The organism is Burkholderia sp. AU30198 (assembly GCF_020419825.1).
Taxonomy (GTDB): Bacteria; Pseudomonadota; Gammaproteobacteria; order Burkholderiales; family Burkholderiaceae; genus Burkholderia.
Genome location: NZ_JAIZSA010000018.1, coordinates 88841 through 104698 on the forward strand (window position 1 = coordinate 88841; position 15858 = coordinate 104698).

11 protein-coding genes are annotated in these 15858 nt (G+C 65.7%); 2 read left to right on the top strand and 9 right to left on the bottom strand.

The genetic code is table 11. The features are described 5' to 3' along the window. Positions 1–44: 44 nt before the first annotated feature. The 6 genes from LGN19_RS31210 to LGN19_RS31235 all read right to left on the bottom strand — a co-directional run bounded on the left by LGN19_RS31210 (position 45) and on the right by LGN19_RS31235 (position 9650). Positions 45–539: a hypothetical protein gene (locus tag LGN19_RS31210; RefSeq protein WP_226219074.1), complete on the bottom strand. Its 495-nt coding sequence runs from the start codon at positions 537–539 to the stop codon at positions 45–47. A 155-nt stretch (positions 540–694) separates the two neighbouring features. Further along, positions 695–1192, bottom strand: coding sequence for a hypothetical protein (locus LGN19_RS31215; protein WP_226219076.1), 498 nt, complete (start codon positions 1190–1192; stop codon positions 695–697). Between the two features lie 86 nt (positions 1193–1278). Next, the gene (locus LGN19_RS31220) at positions 1279–4620 is read right to left on the bottom strand and encodes a type VI secretion system Vgr family protein (protein WP_226219078.1); all 3342 of its coding nucleotides are present in this window, start codon (positions 4618–4620) and stop codon (positions 1279–1281) included. A 56-nt stretch (positions 4621–4676) separates the two neighbouring features. After that, on the bottom strand, positions 4677–5399 hold the full coding sequence (locus tag LGN19_RS31225) for a hypothetical protein (protein ID WP_226219079.1): 723 nt from the start codon (positions 5397–5399) through the stop codon (positions 4677–4679). Between the two features lie 59 nt (positions 5400–5458). Further along, entirely contained in the window at positions 5459–6709 is a 1251-nt protein-coding gene (locus LGN19_RS31230; RefSeq protein ID WP_226219081.1) for a hypothetical protein, read from the bottom strand. After that, positions 6696–9650, bottom strand: a complete 2955-nt coding sequence (locus LGN19_RS31235) for a type VI secretion system Vgr family protein (RefSeq protein WP_226219083.1) — start codon at positions 9648–9650, stop codon at positions 6696–6698. The genes LGN19_RS31230 and LGN19_RS31235 overlap by 14 nt, the downstream gene beginning before the upstream one ends. 417 nt (positions 9651–10067) lie before the next feature. Here LGN19_RS31235 and LGN19_RS31240 point away from each other — a divergent pair, with 417 nt between their 5' ends. Together LGN19_RS31240 and LGN19_RS31245 are read left to right on the top strand one after the other, a co-directional pair. Next, positions 10068–10328, top strand: coding sequence for a PAAR domain-containing protein (locus LGN19_RS31240; protein WP_011350302.1), 261 nt, complete (start codon positions 10068–10070; stop codon positions 10326–10328). Beyond that, on the top strand, positions 10325–11761 hold the full coding sequence (locus tag LGN19_RS31245) for a hypothetical protein (protein WP_226219085.1): 1437 nt from the start codon (positions 10325–10327) through the stop codon (positions 11759–11761). Before LGN19_RS31240 ends, LGN19_RS31245 begins: the two co-directional genes overlap by 4 nt. A gap of 54 nt (positions 11762–11815) precedes the next feature. Here the strand turns inward: LGN19_RS31245 and tssF are convergent, their stop codons facing one another. The 3 genes from tssF to LGN19_RS31260 form a co-directional block, all read right to left on the bottom strand. Then, a complete protein-coding gene (gene tssF, locus LGN19_RS31250; protein ID WP_226219087.1) occupies positions 11816–13678 on the bottom strand; it encodes a type VI secretion system baseplate subunit TssF in 1863 nt (620 codons plus the stop codon). 387 nt (positions 13679–14065) lie between these two features. Next, the gene (locus LGN19_RS31255; RefSeq protein ID WP_122950131.1) at positions 14066–14479 is read right to left on the bottom strand and encodes a DoxX family protein; all 414 of its coding nucleotides are present in this window, start codon (positions 14477–14479) and stop codon (positions 14066–14068) included. Between the two features lie 527 nt (positions 14480–15006). Beyond that, on the bottom strand, positions 15007–15822 hold the full coding sequence (locus tag LGN19_RS31260) for an alpha/beta fold hydrolase (protein ID WP_226219089.1): 816 nt from the start codon (positions 15820–15822) through the stop codon (positions 15007–15009). Between the last annotated feature and the right edge of the window lie 36 nt (positions 15823–15858).

The window sequence follows — 15858 nt, forward strand, 5'->3', positions numbered from 1 at the left end:
CAACTGCCGTCCGATCGAATTCGGCCGGCATTCCCGCAAGCCGGTCAGTGAGCGAGGGCACATGGATTCCGGTCACGCTGCGGCACTGCGATCTGCACACCTCCACCGGCCTGCCTGAGCGTACAGAACGCCGCGCCATAAACCGGGCCGGCATCCCCACCCGGAATGATGGAGACGTAGTAGGTCCGGTCGAGATCCAGCGGTTTGGGCGGCGTACGCACGATTGCACCTTTCACCTTCTGTCCATACACCAGGCATTCGCCGCGCTTCAGGTAGATGGGCTCGGCCCCGGCCGGCATCTCGAACCACCAGTAAGTCACATCGGGACTCGCCGGTCCGGTCGGTCTGGCGACACCCACCGAGCGGATCCGGATGACGCTTTCTGCCCGTTCGCCGCTCACCGGCAGGCAGGCGGCGGAGTTCCCGTCGATCTGCCTGATCTCCAGTTCGACGGGCGCCTGCGACGTTGCCATCGCGCGCGACAGGCAAGACAGCGACGCGAGCAGGCCCAGCGCGCTGCTTCGCAAGCGTGTCTGCATTCCCCTGATCCTCCCGGAACGGCACAACAACATGATCGAGCACTCGCGGTGGCCCGACATCACCATGATCAACGCCCGGCTACGGCGCCCGGCACAACCGTGGCCACGTCATCATCCGCGGCCGGCACGCCACGACTCGGAGCCCATTGCACCGCTCAGTGTCCCGCCGGCGCGCACGGGTTCCCTTCCTGCCCCGGCGTCGCAATGCGGACACCGCCCCCCGCTTGCCTGATCACGCAAAACGCCGAGCTGTACACCGGGCCATAGTCCCCCCCCGGTAAGATCGAGATGCTGTAGAACTTGTTGATGTCCAGCGCCCTCGGCGCCGCATGCACAACCGCACCGGCCACGGTCTGGCCATAGACGAGACACTCGCCTCGCTTCAGATAAACCGGCGGCGCACGCTCCGGAACCTCCAGCGCCCAATACGTGACAACGGGACTGACCGGGCCGGTTTGTCTCGTCACATCGACCCCGCGGATCTGGATCGGGTCGGAACCAGTGTCGTCACTTGCCGGCAGGCAAGCAGCCGGTTTTCCGTCGATCTGCCTGATGTCCAGGCGAATCGGACCGTGCGACGTGGCAACCGCACAGGAGGTAAAAACCAAGCTCGATATGCATGCCACCGCACTGCCTAGCGAAATTTTCCTCATGCTTCGAATCCATTCATCGTGGCAGCGAAGCCACTCGAGTTGATCAGGAATTCAAACATCACCACCGCGCGACGGCGCCTGTCTCGCTACTTCGGCAGATTGTCCGTATTCTTCGGATCCCGCAGCAATGGCGCGAGCACCCAGTTGAGTTCTTCCGGCGCTCCGACGTATCCGCGGTGTCTGATCGCTTGGTATGTCTTGCGCACATGAATCGCGAAATAATCTCCGACCAGATTTCCCTGCTGTTCCATGTTGTAGTCGTGAAAAACGTTCTGAGGCGTGATGGTGTACTGATAGGCACTCTCGCCGCGAATGGTGACGGTCAACCCGTGCCAGCGCACCGAATAGCCGAGCTGGTATTGCCACACATGCGTCATCTCGTGCATGAACCATGACTTGTCTCTTTCCGCCACAAATTCGGCGGAGAAGTCCTCGAGAAAGTCCTCGTCGCGAAAATACATGTGCCCGTCAGGGGTGACTGCTGTTCTCTTGGGTTGCATGTCGAACCAGAAGTAACTCCCCCGGTGCACCCGCACCTTGTCGTAGTCGATGCCGTCCTTGAAGACTGTCCGGGCCATCTCGATCTCGCCCGCGGTCAACGGCCGTTCGTGTCCCTTGACCGTCACCGTCTGCTCCGATTCGCCCAACTGAAACTGGTTCGTCTGTACGCCCTTGATCTTGACTTCGACCGGCGTTGGCGGCGTGCCCGACGTGCGTCCGCAGCAGTCCACCATCTGGGTCGGGGTCAGCAGCGCCGACAGGATCCCCAGCGGGCTCGCCGACGCCACGCGCTCGGTCTTGCCCGCGTCATCGGTCACGCCCGACGCCGTGGTGCCGTCGGCCAGCTTCAACTGATAGGCAACCTTCGACAGCGGCACCCCGTCTGCGTTGACGAATCGCAGTTGCTCGTCATAGAGCGCAAGCGGCACGGGTATCGGGAGGGCCGGCAGCACCGGCGACTGCGCACCCGGCCCCATGAACGGATGGGCACCCGCCTTGACGGCAAACGATCCGGGCGTCTCGACCAGGATGTCCGCGCCCTTCAGCGTGATCCGGCTCGGCCCTTGCTGAAGCACGATCGCATCCTTCGCGAGCACGTCGATCCGGTCATCCGACGACGTGATGCGCACCGACTGGTCGGCCAGGATCTGCATCGACGATGCATGCGCCTCGACGCTGACCGGCCCGTGGCCGGCCACGGCCTTGATCCCGCCCGCGGCCGCATACAGGCTGGCCGCATCGCCGGACGCACCGGCGACCGTCGCGCCGGCGGCGAAGTGCGCATCGCCCTGCGCGGTCAGATGCACGTGCTGTTCCGCATACGACACCGCGCTGTTGCCGGTACTCATCACGACGTTTTGCGGCGACTCCAGCACGACGGCGGGCACCGCGAAGCGCTCGACCGGATCCCCGCTGCCGCCTGGTCCGCCGGCAGCCGGTTTGGTCGCGCTCTGCCCGTTCACCGCCCCCGCGTACTTGCCGTCCTGCGCGGGATCGATCGCCTTCAGGAAATCCGACTGCGCGGCGTTCGCCGTCAGCCGGCCGGCGGTCGCGCGCGCCGCCGATTCGTCGAGACCCTGCGCGGTTTTCACCGCCTGCTTCAACTGGGCAACGCTCTCTCCCAGATCCATTTGCGTCGAAGCCGCTTCCGTGCGCGCGGTGCCCGACACCAGCACGCCTTCGCCGGCCCGCACGACGCCCCAGCCTTCGGTCGCGAGATCGAATCCTTCGCCACGATAGGCGCCGCGAACCGCGCCCTGCTGATCGATCAGATAGCCTTGTGCCAGCCGGCTGTTCGCGACGCTGTTGGAAAGTTCGTGACGCAACTGGCCCGACGAATCGTCCATCACCCAGCGGCTGCCCGCTGTGCCGTCGAGTGTCTGCGTCTGCATGCCGGTCAGCACGCCCGCATGATTCGCGCTGCTGCCTTCACCGGCCGCGAACGGAGGTTGCACGCGGCCGCCGTAAAGCTGGCCCAGCACGACCGGCATGTCGATATTTCCCGAGTCGAAGCCGACCACGACTTCCGCGCCGATGCGCGGCGTAAAGCTGTGACCGAAGTTCGGGCCCGCCGCTTGTTCGGCGATGCGCGCGACCACGCCGGATCGGTGGTCACCGGGCGCGTGCCCCTGCGGGTTCGACCGGCTCGCGGTGTCGGTCAGTCCGCCGGGCAGCGGCGCCGTACCGCGCATCCACGGAAACTGCACGCGCACCTGGTGGTCGCGCGTGCTGCTCACCCGGTTCGACGGTTCGCCGACGACGATCGCGGTCTGCACGCCCTGCACGACCGGACGGTCGCGGTGAGGCGGCACGATCGGCACGCCGGGCGGCACCGCGGCAAAGCGGTTGCGATAGAGCCCCTGCGCCAGTTCGCCGTGTTCGAGCAGTTGCGCGATATCGGCACCGAGATTGTTGACCGCCTCGTGCTCAAGCGTCAGCGGGACGAACGAAACCGTACCGTCCGGATAGCCGGTCAACGTGTGAACCTTGCCGATCTCCAGTGTGCGCGACGAGCCTGCACCATAGTGAATCCGCTTCGACAGGCGCAGCGCGTCGAGACGCTGCGACGCGTAACGCTGCGCCTGGTCCGACGTCTCGAAGCGGCCGGCACGCTGCGCGTCCAGCACTTCGCGCGCGGGCATGGCGGGCGCATCGCGATCGGCCTCGCCCTGGGCATGCCCGGCAAGCGCGACGAGATTGCTGGCTTTCCAGCTCGCGGCGGTGACGCGATCCGGGACCAACTGGTGACGCGTCGTGAAATAGGTCATCACGCCGTCGGGGTCGCCCACGTCCTGCCGGTTGTAGGCGACGGTGCTGCCTTTGGGCTGTTCGGCGCGCCGGTCGAACACCACGACGGTATGGTTGCCGGACGGCTTTTCGCCTGCGTCCTGCGCATGCTCGAGACGAAACGACAGGCCGGCCTCGGACAACTGGCGCATCACGAAGTCGAAGTCGGTTTCGCGATACTGGCCACGCAGATCGAAGGTGCGCAACGGCTCCTTCAGCTCATAGCGCCGATACGCCTCGGGATAGTCGCCGAACACGCGCTCGCAAATGCCTTCGGTATCGAGGCCGACGAAATACAGGCAATTGCGGCGAAGCCGGAGCAATTCGAGCCAGGAGGCCATCGTCAGCCGGTAACGCGTGATCTCGCCGTCGCTGTCGCTGTACGCGGCCCGCACGACGTACCCGTTCCAGCAGCGCTCGCCCGCGCCGGTCGCGAGACGCAGGCGGATCGCCGTGCCGAGCAGCGGATTCAGGTCGAGGAACGGCGTGCTCGACAGCACGTCGACCTCGAACCGGAAGGACTCGTCCATCGCTTCGCGGCCATGAAACCGCTCGACCGCGAATGCGCCCGGCATCGCCGTATCGAGCTGGATCTGGCGAGTCGCTTGCGAATAGCCCTTCAATGCAGCAGCAATATCCATTCCGTCCTCTTGCGTCACGCCGGCCGCGGTGCCCGTTGCCGGTCACGCGGAATCGCTCAGTTGATCGCGTCGGCCTTCTTTCTGGCCACCCGCGCATTCGCCTCGTCGACCAGCTCCTGGATCGAGCTGTACGTAGGATTCCTGACTCCCGATTTTTCCTGCTTGCCCTTGCCGCGCAGGAACATCCATTCCGGCCACTGCCGGATGTGATCGAAGGCGCCCACGACGAACTCGCCGCACGGCGGAACGTGCAGTTCCTCGGCGGACTTTTCGCCGGCGAGATACGCATCCGACTCCGGACCGAACACGCGGTCCTGGCACGACTCGTGCCAGAAAACCATGACGCGGCTGCGATCCGGCTCGGGGAAATCGTCGAACACGAAACCGTCCTTCCGGTCGGAAACGGCGATGGTGCGCAGATTCCCCTGAGCATCGCGAATGCCGACTTTCCAGTGCGGATCGTCGTTCCGGTCGTAGTCTTGCCACGGGTTGATCGCTTCCTGGAGCACCTCGCGGCTACCGTCGCGCTTCTCCAGCTCGAACACCACCGTGCTCTTCGGGAACGCCTCCGAATGGCCGAGCTTCGGGTTGCCCTTTATCTTGACGATGCCGTTCGCGGGCACCCGCACCTCGAGCCCGTCTTTCGCATGGGCCGGCTCGACACCGTCGGGCTGGTCGAACAATGCGACCACCGGGCCGACATAGCCTTCCGGAATCACGTAGATCAATGGCATGCGCCGACTCCTATCCAGTCCGAACACGATTGCCGCGAGCAGCACGACAGCGAGCAACACGACGTAGCGCCACCTCACGCGACGCTCCGACGACGGCGGTGGCACTACTTCTTCCATAGCTTGGGATCCAGGTCTTCGCTATCGGGCGCGCGGCCCTCGTTGGGGTTTCGATGAAGGTGAAAGTCATTCCAGGCCTGAACGGTCGTGTCACGGGTGGCCGGCGGTCGCTTGAAGCTGTCCTGCAGACGTTGCCAGACGGCACCCACGTCCTCGTATGCGGAAATATGCAAAGGCTTGCCCAGCCCGCCGCTCACGCCATCGCCGATCTTGCCGAGCGGATCGGCCGGCCACGCGACGACGTCCATTCCCGGGAGGATGACCGGCGGCCCGTCTCCCGGCACGCCGGACCATGCCGACGGATCCGGGTCGCTCATGTGGCGCGTGGGCGTGCCCGGTGCGGTCTTGATGTCGCGGATCGCCGGATAGTCCTCGCGCCGGTCGGGCGTGCCGCCGAGCGCCTGCGTGAAGATCCACAGTTTCGATCCGAAGTTGCCGTCGAGCGTCAGTTCCACCCGCAATACGTTGGCAAACATGATGCGCTTGTTGTCGCCGGCGAGATGGGTGGCGGGCGTGCCGATCCGCACGTGGGTACCGAGGAACAGCTTGTTGCCCGCGGGATCCTCGATGAACGATTCGCAGTTGGGGAACCCGTCGCCATAGACCAGCATGCAGATGTCCATCCAGCGGCGCACGCGCTCGACCCTGATCCACAGATGCCCACGCGCGTCGAGCGTGGGAACGACGGTGGTGTGAAGCGTATTCCAGTCCAGCCGCGACCCCAGGAACGCAAAATTCTTGCCCCCGTACCACGACGTCACTTCGGCAATCTGTTCCCCCGCGTGCCCCTGCTCGAAGGCGTTCACATCGGCGGTTCCATCGGGCTGATATTTCTTCTCCGTATAGGGCTCCGGGCCGTCGGAGGCCCACCATGGCCCCGACGACGTATTGGACCCCGCGTACTTCGAGCGCCTCAGCCGGTCCTGGAACTTGTCCTTGCTGCCCGCCGCCAGGTTGCACGAATACAGCTGCCACACGCGTGACGTCACCTTGCCGGTCTGGCGAGCCAGGTAGCTCGGGTGAAAGCTCTCCTCCAGCGAAAAGCCGCGCGTGTCGCCGTGAAAGCGGAAACCCAGCCGCTCGAACTTCTTGTTCGGGTGAAACGAACGGATATTGACCGTGTATTCCACGAGCCTGACCAGCTCGACCGCGACCGGATGCCCGTCCTGTTGCTCCATCGGCGTGCTGTCGGTCTGGGTCAGCACCTTCGGGACGGCGACCGTATCAGCTCCAGCCATGATCGATGTCCTCGTTGCCGGTGTATTCGACCCGAATCGGTTTCGCCGCGGCCTTCGTCGAATAGGTCGCCGTCCGCCCGTCGCCGGCGCTGCTGCGCGCAGCCAGCGCATCGCCATTCGCGCCGACCATCCGGTAAGGCAGCCCCTTCACCGCGCTGCCCGTCTGTGCGTCGCGCAGCCAGTAATACTCGTTGTAGAGCCCGTGGTCGCCCCACGCGCCCTTCGCCTTGTCCAGGTCGGTCGGCCCCTGGAACTGATGATCGGCCGCGTGAACCGTCAGGTTGCCCGGGCACTCGAACGTGACGTTGCCGCCTTCGATCAGCAGCGACGCGCCGCCGCTCACCGCGAGCCGCAGTGCCTGCCCGGCGGCCAGTTCGACGTCGCTCTTCGTCGCGGCCACCGTCAGGTCGTCCTTCGCGCGCAGTGCCAGCGTGCCGTGCTGCGCCTGCAGGTCCAGGTTGTCCTTGCCCGAAATCAGGCTGAGGCCGGCGTCGCTCGCCGCGCCCGTCCCGTTCGCGCCCGCCAGCCAGCCGATGCCTTGGCCGCTGTGAACCCGCAGCGACCGGCTGGCCGCCAGGTTGGTATCGCGGCCGCTGCCGACCGTCAGCGTCTCGCCCGCAGCCCACTGCAGCGCCTGGCCCGCGAACAGCCCCTGGCCGCCGCGGGCGGCGATGCCAAGCAACGCGTCGCCCGTATGCGGCAGCGCGTTGCCGGTGCCACGGCCCGCTGCATCGGCCGTGGCCTGGTCGAACCCGTTCGCGCTCACCGTGGTCGCCAGGCTGCGCGACAGCGCATCGAGCGGTGCGGCCTCGCCGTCGAGCGACGACTGGCCCGCCTTGCGCACGCCGCGCTGCGCGGCAAGCGGCAACGTACGGTGCGTGTCGGCAGCCTTGTCGAAGGTGCGCGCCAGCGCCAACTGTTGCGCCAGCAACGACTTCAGCGCGGCGACGTCGCCGGCGGGTTGCGCCGGATCCGGCGCATAGCTCGAGATCAGGACGCCGCGCGTCGCGCGCACGGCGCCATAGGCATCGGAACGCAGTTCGACGCCCTGGCCGCGAAAACTGCCGAGATAGTTGTCCGCCTGGTGACGCAGGTGACCGAGGTTGAGCTGGGTCGCGGCGTGCGTCGTCGCCATCTGGAGGCGCCCCATGCCGTCGCTGTCGTCCGTCACCAGCTGATTGTGGCCCTGCGCGTCGAATCCCTGGCTCTTGAAGCCGGACAGCGCGCCCGCGTGGTTGTGCCGCTGCGCGCCCGCGCCGCCGCCGTGCCACGCCGGGCTGTAACCGCCGACCAGATTGCCCTGCGCGCTCGGCGCATGATCGGCCGCCTTGGCGTAGATCGACTCGTCGAGCGGCTGGCCCGTCTCGCCGCCCGGTGTCGGCGATTCGCCGCCTTCGCCACGGCCGTTGAACAAGCCGCCGAGGATCACCGGCCGATGCACGAGACCATTCATGAACTGCACCAGCACTTCGTGGCCGATCCGCTGCGTCTGCTGCAAGCCATGGCCGTCGCCAGCCAGCCGCTGCATCGCGCGCGTCGCGAACACCCCCGTGTCGCCGTCCGCCTGCCAGTGGTAGCGCAACTTCAACCGGCCCTGCGCGTCCGTGTGAACCGGGCCGGTGGTGCCCGGCTGCGACTCGCCCTGCGGGCCGACCACGATCGCGGATTGAGCGCCCAGCGCCGTCGGCACCGGGTTCAGCCGCTGGCCTGTCCCGTCCTCGAGCGTGGGACGCCAGACCTGCTCGCGCGGCACACTCGTGAAACGGTTCGCGTAACCGCCGATACCCGCTTCCTTCAGCACACGCGGATCGAGATCGTCCTGCGGCAGCGTGCCGAGCGTCTGCTGAAGCGCGTCCATCACGGTGCGCGGCAAGTTGTTGATACCGACGTGCGCCACCTCGGTGACGAGAAAGGTGTCGGGCGTTTCCGCCGAACCGCGCACGGGTTGCCACGGCGCGTTGGCGACGCGCAGCGCCCGGCCGGCCCGCGCCGTGTGCAGCGTGCTGCAGCCCGCCCAGCAGCGCGCCTCGGACAGGATCGCATCGGCCTGCCGGCGCGCCGTGGACTCGGCCGCACGCAGCGTCGTGAACGCTTCCGGCCCGACGTCGTCGTACAGCTCGCGAAAGCCGGCCGGATTGCCCACGTTCGCCGTCGCCGTCACCGACTGGTTGCCGCGATAGTCGCTGCTGATCAGCGTCAGCCGGTCGGCCGTCAGCGAGACGACCTGGCCCATGCCCAGAATCACGTCACCCGTGCCGACCGCCATGCCGTTCAGGCGAAGCGGCAGGCCACCGAGACGCCGGGAGGTGTCGTCCTCGGGAAGCTGCGCGCTGTCGTCGAAGACGAGCAGCGTATGGCCCGCCGGCGCGTCATCGTCCTCGACGAAGCAGAAGCCGAGGCCGGCTTCCGCCAGCACGCGGCGCACGAAGTCGAGGTGCGTGTGGGTCCGATACTGCACGCGGTATTCGCACGGTCCGAGCGCGTCGATACGCTGGTTGGCATCGGCGGTGAAACGCCAGCGGGCGCTACTGCGGTAAGCCGCGAACACGGCGTCGAGCACCTCCGCGACCGTCCGGTTCACGAACGTGCGCTGGTCGCGGCCGTGCGCGAGCGCCTCCAGCCATGGCACCAGCTGCAGGTGGTAGCGGGCCAGCGTGCCGTCATGGCCGACGCATCCGGCCTCGGCCACGAGGCCGCTACGGGTCGTGGTCGATCCGTTCGCCAGCGTGGTGGTGAGGGTGACGCGCTGCCCGACCATCGCATCGAGATCGAGCCCGGGATCGGTGGCGAGCGCATAGACATCCCAGCGGTAAATCTCCGAAAGCGCTTCGCGGCCGCTCCAGCGTTCGATCTGCAAGGACGAGATCGAACCCGGCCCGTCGAGTACGTGAAGTCGATTCAAAGCGCTGAATAGAGACGGCAGTTGCGAGTTAACATCCATGCGGGTCTCTCTCACCTGTTACGTTTTTCTATTAAAAGCACCGCAGCGCGAAAACCTGCCCTCTCGGAAGCGCGATGACGAATACCAATGAACCCGGCCCGGCATTCGTTTTTAAAATGACATAAAAATGTAAAATCATTCTGCGCCAATGATATAACCCTATTTTATGGCGCCATGGCCATTAGAATATCATCAGCTTGATAGCAAGTGCCAACCGGGGATTGGAACTCGGATAGAATGGCGCACCAACCCTGATTTGATTTTCGCACTCGATGCGACGCGCGCCGGACATAATCGGTGGCGACGGCGGTCGCCAAACGGCATTAATTACCGACCTCCGGCATTCGGCCGCCGAAAATCGCGAATTAAATACCGATCGCTCGAAGCGGCACATTCAAAATTGCAGGAGGCCTCTATATGACGCGCCCGTTTATTGTTCTCGGGGACAAGCACAGTCATGGCGGCGTCGTGACCAGTGCGTCAGGCATCGCCAAAATCGACGGCAAGGGAATTGCCCGCCGCAACGACACGGTTACCTGTCCGCTTCACGGCGTCAATTACATCGATGAAGGCGACGACACCGCGATTATCGAGAGCCGCGCCGTCGCACGGGATGGCCACAAAACGAAGTGCGGCGCGATCCTGATCGCCAGCCAGTCGAATACCGGTAGCGAATGAGCACGGCGCCCGACTCCCCGGTCGATCGCCCAGGCGGGCGATCGCCGGTTCGCGCGGCCCTCTGGGTGGCCGCCGCGTTCGCCTCGGTCTGGCTGTTGGCCGGTGCGTACTGGAAAGCGACCGACCACGTGCCAAGCGTCAAGGAACTGTTCATGGGCGGCGTCGGGGTGCCGCTCTTGCTCGTCATCGGGGTGGCCAGTATCCGCAAGGGTTTCGCTCCCGTACCCGGCCCGGCACCGAAGCCCGGGCCGCAAGCTGCCGGCGCGCCGGCCGAAACGACCGGCGCAGATCCGTCGCTCACGTGGACGATGGCGCTGCTCGACGCCAGCCTGCGCCTGCCGGCGGGCATGCACGTCGAGGACGTGCTCGCGCTTGCCCGCGACGGCCAGGTCGTCGGGCTGCACCCGACACTTCAGCGGCTCGACGGCACGAAGGTGTTCGCGGGTACCGCGGCGTCGATCTGGCGCGACGATCCCGATGACGGCATGCTGGCGCTCGACGTCATGCCGAGCGAAAACGACGAGCAGCGCCGCGCGATGCTGCTGGCAGCCGAAGCGATCGACGAGCTGATGGAGCGCCATGCCACCACCCCTGTCAGGCGGCCCGGCGATACGTCGCAGGGCGCGGTACCGCCATTCGCGCTGCATCTTCTGCTGCCCGAGCGCTGGCGCGCCGATGCACCGGCACTCGTGGCCTGGCTCGACCGGCACCTCGAACGCGGCCACTGGCGGCCGGCCGTCGCGCCGGCACAGGTCACGTTCGTTGCGCACCCGGTTGATGCACTCGCCGCGCTCGATGCACTAAACGTCGAGCTTCACCGGACGCACGCGACGGCCCGGCATCTCGTGCTGGCGTGCGACTCGACGTTAAGCCAGCCGACGGTGAACACGCTCGACCATGCCGGCCGGCTGTTTGCGCACAACCGCCCCGACGGCCAGGTGCTCGGCGAAGGTGCGTGCGCGCTCCTGCTCGCGCTGCCGATGGCGGCCGGCACGCCGGACACCACACGGATTCATCGGCTCGTGACCGCCGAACAGCGCCCACCGACCGGGCAACCCGACGGCGAAACGGTTGCCGGGCTGCTTCGGCAGGCGGTCGCTCGCATGACGGACGCCGAACCGGCCATGGCCGGCTGCGCACTCGTGAGCGACGCGGACCAGCGCAGCAGCCGTCGCACGGAAATCGGCGATGCGGCCCAGCGCACGTGGCCCGACGACCCCGACATCCGGCTGCGTTGCCGCCACCTGGGCATCGCGAATGGCGACGGCGGCGGCGCGCTGGCGCTCGGCCTGATCGCCGCGGCCGGCGCTCACGCAGCGGGCGCGCAACGACCGACACTGGCCGTTTCGATCAGCGACCCGCTGATGCGCGGCGCCCTCGTCGTCAGCCATCACGGCGCGCCTGACTCGGACGGCGGCTCGCCGCCCGCGTGAGGGCCGCCCGCGTTCGTCATGCCGGGCGGCACCGACGCAGGCACACCGGTACGCTCAAGTCAGGAATCCGGTGCCGGCGCAGCGGGGGCAGCGCAGCAACATGTCGCCGGTGCGGCTGGAGAAGACGACCAGCTGGGTGAAACTGCTCGTCGTCACGTGCAGGCGCAGCAACCTGTCCATGACCTGCGCAAAAACATGAATGCCGGTGCCCGTGCCGACGAACGCGTCTTCGTCGACGGTCAGGTGAAGCTCGATGCCCCGGACGATGCCCGCGAAGTTTCGCTCGGTCACCCACGCCGTCACCGCCTTCTGCGTCAGTTTCACCACGCCGTCGATCAGTCGGACCGACGGAGCCGACCGTTGCAGATCGTGCAGCGCAAGCAAGTCCCGGACAGGGCCCGCGCCGCCCGTCAACGACACTGCATTGAGCGACAGTTGCGAAATCAGTCGCCACTGCGCGCCGCGTTCGTGTCGGTGATGCAACGGCCGGGTCGGCCGGTGCAGCAACGCAATCCGCCGCGCAAGGCTGCCGCCCTCCATCATCAGGTCCCCCATCGGCGAACCGTAACCCAGCCGCTCGGGCAGGCCGCCATTGCTGCAGGTGAGCCTGATGTCGAGCGCCGCTGGCGGCGCGCGGCGCACGAGACCGTCACTCACAAACGTCAACGTCTCGTCCTCGCCGGGACTGCCCGGCGTCGCCCGGCGATCGAGGCCGGCTTGCCAGTAGAGTGCCTCCGCACCCGCGTGCCGCCCATGGCGCAGCGAGTGCAGCGGATCGAGTGCCACCGCCTGGCTGCCTTGCGGCGACGCCTGCACCTGCGCGACCGAATCGACCGAATAAATCGCGCACGCATGGACGCTCTGTTCGTCGGCCTCCAGCGCGTATGCGTCGGCGGCGTCCGACGTGCTCGATCGCTCGCCCAGTTTGCCCACCGCCTCGAACAGGTTGACGACCGGCGTGCAGCCGAGCACCAGGTGACTCGTGTCGAGCGCCGCCAGCGCCTGCGCGGCAGCGGATTCAGCATTCATGTCCTTCAGCACGACATGAATGCTGAACTGCCTGCCGCCCAGACGGCCCGCCTGACGCAAATCGCAGTCGAAGAAGCCGAACTTTTCCGGGTACGCGAAAAACTCCGTCAGCAGCAGGTAGGCCGGGTCCGCCGACTCGGGATACGGGACGAGACTGTCCGCGCGCTCCATGCCCGCCGCGGTGCAAGGCGTACCGTCGAGTTCGATCCACCGGCCGCCGTGCGCCGGCTCGACATAAGCGCGCAGCGCCTTCATCGACAGTGCGTCGCGAAGCATCGCGGTAAAGACGGGCGTGCCTTGCGTATAGAGCCGGACCGAATCCACATCCAGCTCGGCGATCGACAGATGGGCGGATTGAATCGCAAACGTCAGCGAGATCAGCGCCGTCGCGCCGGCTGGCAGGCGCAACGTGCGCGGCACGTCGCCGATGGAGCGGAACTGCGCCGCCGTCAGTTGCAGCGGCGAAAGCGTGACGTCATACGCAGTCCGGAACAATATCTTGGCTCCGTGCAGCGGCCGGCTGTACAGCTGCGTACCGCGCGGCACGGTAACGGCGGTCGACATCTGGGCCGCCCGGCCACTGTCCATCTCGAAGTGCGCAATCGAGCATGACGGAAACGCGCGCAGGTAATGCGGGTACAGCGTCTCGAACAATGCCTCGGTAAACCGCGGATAGTCGTCGTCGATGTTGCGGGCCGTCCGTGCCGCCATCAACGCAAACGACTCGACCAGACGTTCGACGTGGAGATCCATGCTGCCGCTGTCCATCCCGCCGGTCAGCGACAGCCGGCTTGCGATCTTCGGGTAGTGCGTGGCGAATTCACGCACGTACTGCCGCAGCAAGGTGAGTTCCCGTTCGTAATAGGACAGCAGGTCTTCCGGACTCATACGTCGTCGTTCTCCGTCGGCAATGCCCTGAAGCAAACGATTTCCGCGAGACGCTGCGGACGTGGGCCCGGCCAATACCGATGCGCATCGAAAGCAGCATGCGCCTGCTCTGCAGCCCCTTGCGTGCCACCCGAAACATCCGGATGCCGGTGCGGGACGTGCGGGGACATTGAAACGCGATGCGAAAGCACGCCGGGCAACGCGGCGTGAACAGCATCACTGCTGTGCACGTGCAATCATGTCCGGAACCTGTTCGTTTGGCAACGCAGTATCCGCGCCGCAAGCACCCCGCGGAACCACCGCACGTCGCGCTCCTTCAACAAGGACAAAGCCCGGTGCACTTTCGTGCACCGGGCTTGCGAACCCGAACGGACATTCCGCGCCGACTTACTTCCGGTCGAGCGAATAGCGCCCCGGCCCGGTCAGCGCGAGCAACAGCAGCCCGCCGATGATGCTCACGTTCTTGTAGAAGTTGATCATCGCCATGTATTGCTCCATCCCCTGCAGCGCCCAGTAGCGATGGCCGATCAGCGCGGTCGCGAGCGTATAGGCGGCGAACGCCAGTGCCAGCGGACGCGTATAGAAGCCGATCGCGATCAGCAGGCCGCCGACCAGCTCGACCGCCACCGCAATTGCGGCCGCCAGCTCGGGCGCCGGGTTACCCGTCGACGCCATGTACGCGACCGTGCCCGAGAAGCCGCTCAGCTTCTGCCAGCCGAACAGCACGAACAGGATCATCAACAGCACGCGAGCCGCCAGCAGCAGCTCGTCCTTCTTCGACTCCAGCGAAATGTAACGCATAGCAATCACCCTTGAATTGACGGTTTGATGCATCCGGTGCCGATACACGCCGAATCGGCGCGCCAGGTTGGCAACGAACTACTCCTCGCACAATCGGACAGCAAGCCGGCTGGCCCGCCGCCGAAGAATCCGTCTGGTCGCGCCGTTGCCGGCACGCTCCGGATCGGTTCTGGCGAAGCACGGATGCAGTCTACTGTCTCCCCAGGAATCATCAATCCGCCTAAATATGATTCGCTGTCTCATCCGAGTGGACAATTAAAGACAACCCCGCCGGTAGTCAACCACCGGGAGGTATCGCGCACGGAATCTGAACTGGAGCCAATTAACCGGCTCTCGCTTTCTTCAGGCAAAGAGCCTTGTTCCGGGCGGTATCTGCGTTTTCCGGTCAACGGAAACCGAGCCCATCTTCGTCCGCCAGATCTTTGTATTCATTCGACGTGGCCAGCTCAGTCGGCCTCGACCACTTGCCATCGTTTCCGGGAAAGACTCGCGCTCTCCGACCCGCCGGGCATCCCGATCACGCATCGTCACGCAACGCTGATCGAGCGCTGATGAAACGCCGCGATTGCCTCCCACATCAGCACCGGATTCGAATACATCGGAAAATGTCCGCAATCCGGGATTTCGGCCAGTTCGACGCCCTTCTCCCGGATGTGCTTCAGATAGGAGAGCGATGCATTCTGCTCGCCGTACATAAACATCCTCGGCAACGGCAGGCCGAGGAACTTCGTCATCAGGTCGCCGTTGTCCGACAGGTCGACCATCGACCGGAAGATCCCGCCGACCGCTTCGGCCCGAACCTTGTGACGCAGACTCGCCGAATAAAGCGCACTCGCGTAAGCAGGGGCATGCAGCGTCCGTTCGATGAAGTCGTCGAAGAAACGTTGGGCATCGCCCCGCGGATGGTCGACGATCTGGCGGCTGAGAAAGCAGTCTTCCGGCGCGATGTTTCCTTCGATATCGACGAAGCTCAGCACCCGCTCCGGCTGCTGGTGGGCGAGCATCAACGCGGTCAACCCGCCCATCGAATGCCCGATCAGATGGAAGCGATCGAAACCGATATGGTCGAGCACGGCCCGTGCCGTTTTCAACAGAAACGGGATACCGATTTGCAACAGGTCGGCACAACGGGTTTCGCCGCAGCCCGGTGCGTCATAAGCGATGAACGGATGCCCGTCAAATGCGGTGTGGCGCACGATATCGACATAGTCCTCTTTCGTCGAACCGAAGCCGTGCAGAAACACGATCGGCGCTTTGTCGCCGTCGCGATGAATGGCCGAGACGTCCAGCGCCGTACCGTCGACGTTGAACCGGAACTGCGACCGGATAAATTCACGCGTCATCTCAATCACCTTGCACTAATATCCGCGCCATGCGGC

Excerpts from the sequence above, each read along its gene's own strand:
- LGN19_RS31245 (WP_226219085.1), top strand. The coding sequence starts at position 10,325 with ATGAGCACGGCGCCCGACTCCCCGGTCGATCGCCCAGGCGGGCGATCG.
- LGN19_RS31220 (WP_226219078.1), bottom strand. The coding sequence starts at position 4,620 with ATGGATATTGCTGCTGCATTGAAGGGCTATTCGCAAGCGACTCGCCAG.
- LGN19_RS31235 (WP_226219083.1), bottom strand. The coding sequence starts at position 9,650 with ATGGATGTTAACTCGCAACTGCCGTCTCTATTCAGCGCTTTGAATCGA.
- LGN19_RS31210 (WP_226219074.1), bottom strand. The coding sequence starts at position 539 with ATGCAGACACGCTTGCGAAGCAGCGCGCTGGGCCTGCTCGCGTCGCTG.
- LGN19_RS31215 (WP_226219076.1), bottom strand. The coding sequence starts at position 1,192 with ATGAGGAAAATTTCGCTAGGCAGTGCGGTGGCATGCATATCGAGCTTG.
- LGN19_RS31230 (WP_226219081.1), bottom strand. The coding sequence starts at position 6,709 with ATGGCTGGAGCTGATACGGTCGCCGTCCCGAAGGTGCTGACCCAGACC.
- LGN19_RS31260 (WP_226219089.1), bottom strand. The coding sequence starts at position 15,822 with ATGACGCGTGAATTTATCCGGTCGCAGTTCCGGTTCAACGTCGACGGT.
- LGN19_RS31255 (WP_122950131.1), bottom strand. The coding sequence starts at position 14,479 with ATGCGTTACATTTCGCTGGAGTCGAAGAAGGACGAGCTGCTGCTGGCG.
- LGN19_RS31240 (WP_011350302.1), top strand. The coding sequence starts at position 10,068 with ATGACGCGCCCGTTTATTGTTCTCGGGGACAAGCACAGTCATGGCGGC.
- tssF (WP_226219087.1), bottom strand. The coding sequence starts at position 13,678 with ATGAGTCCGGAAGACCTGCTGTCCTATTACGAACGGGAACTCACCTTG.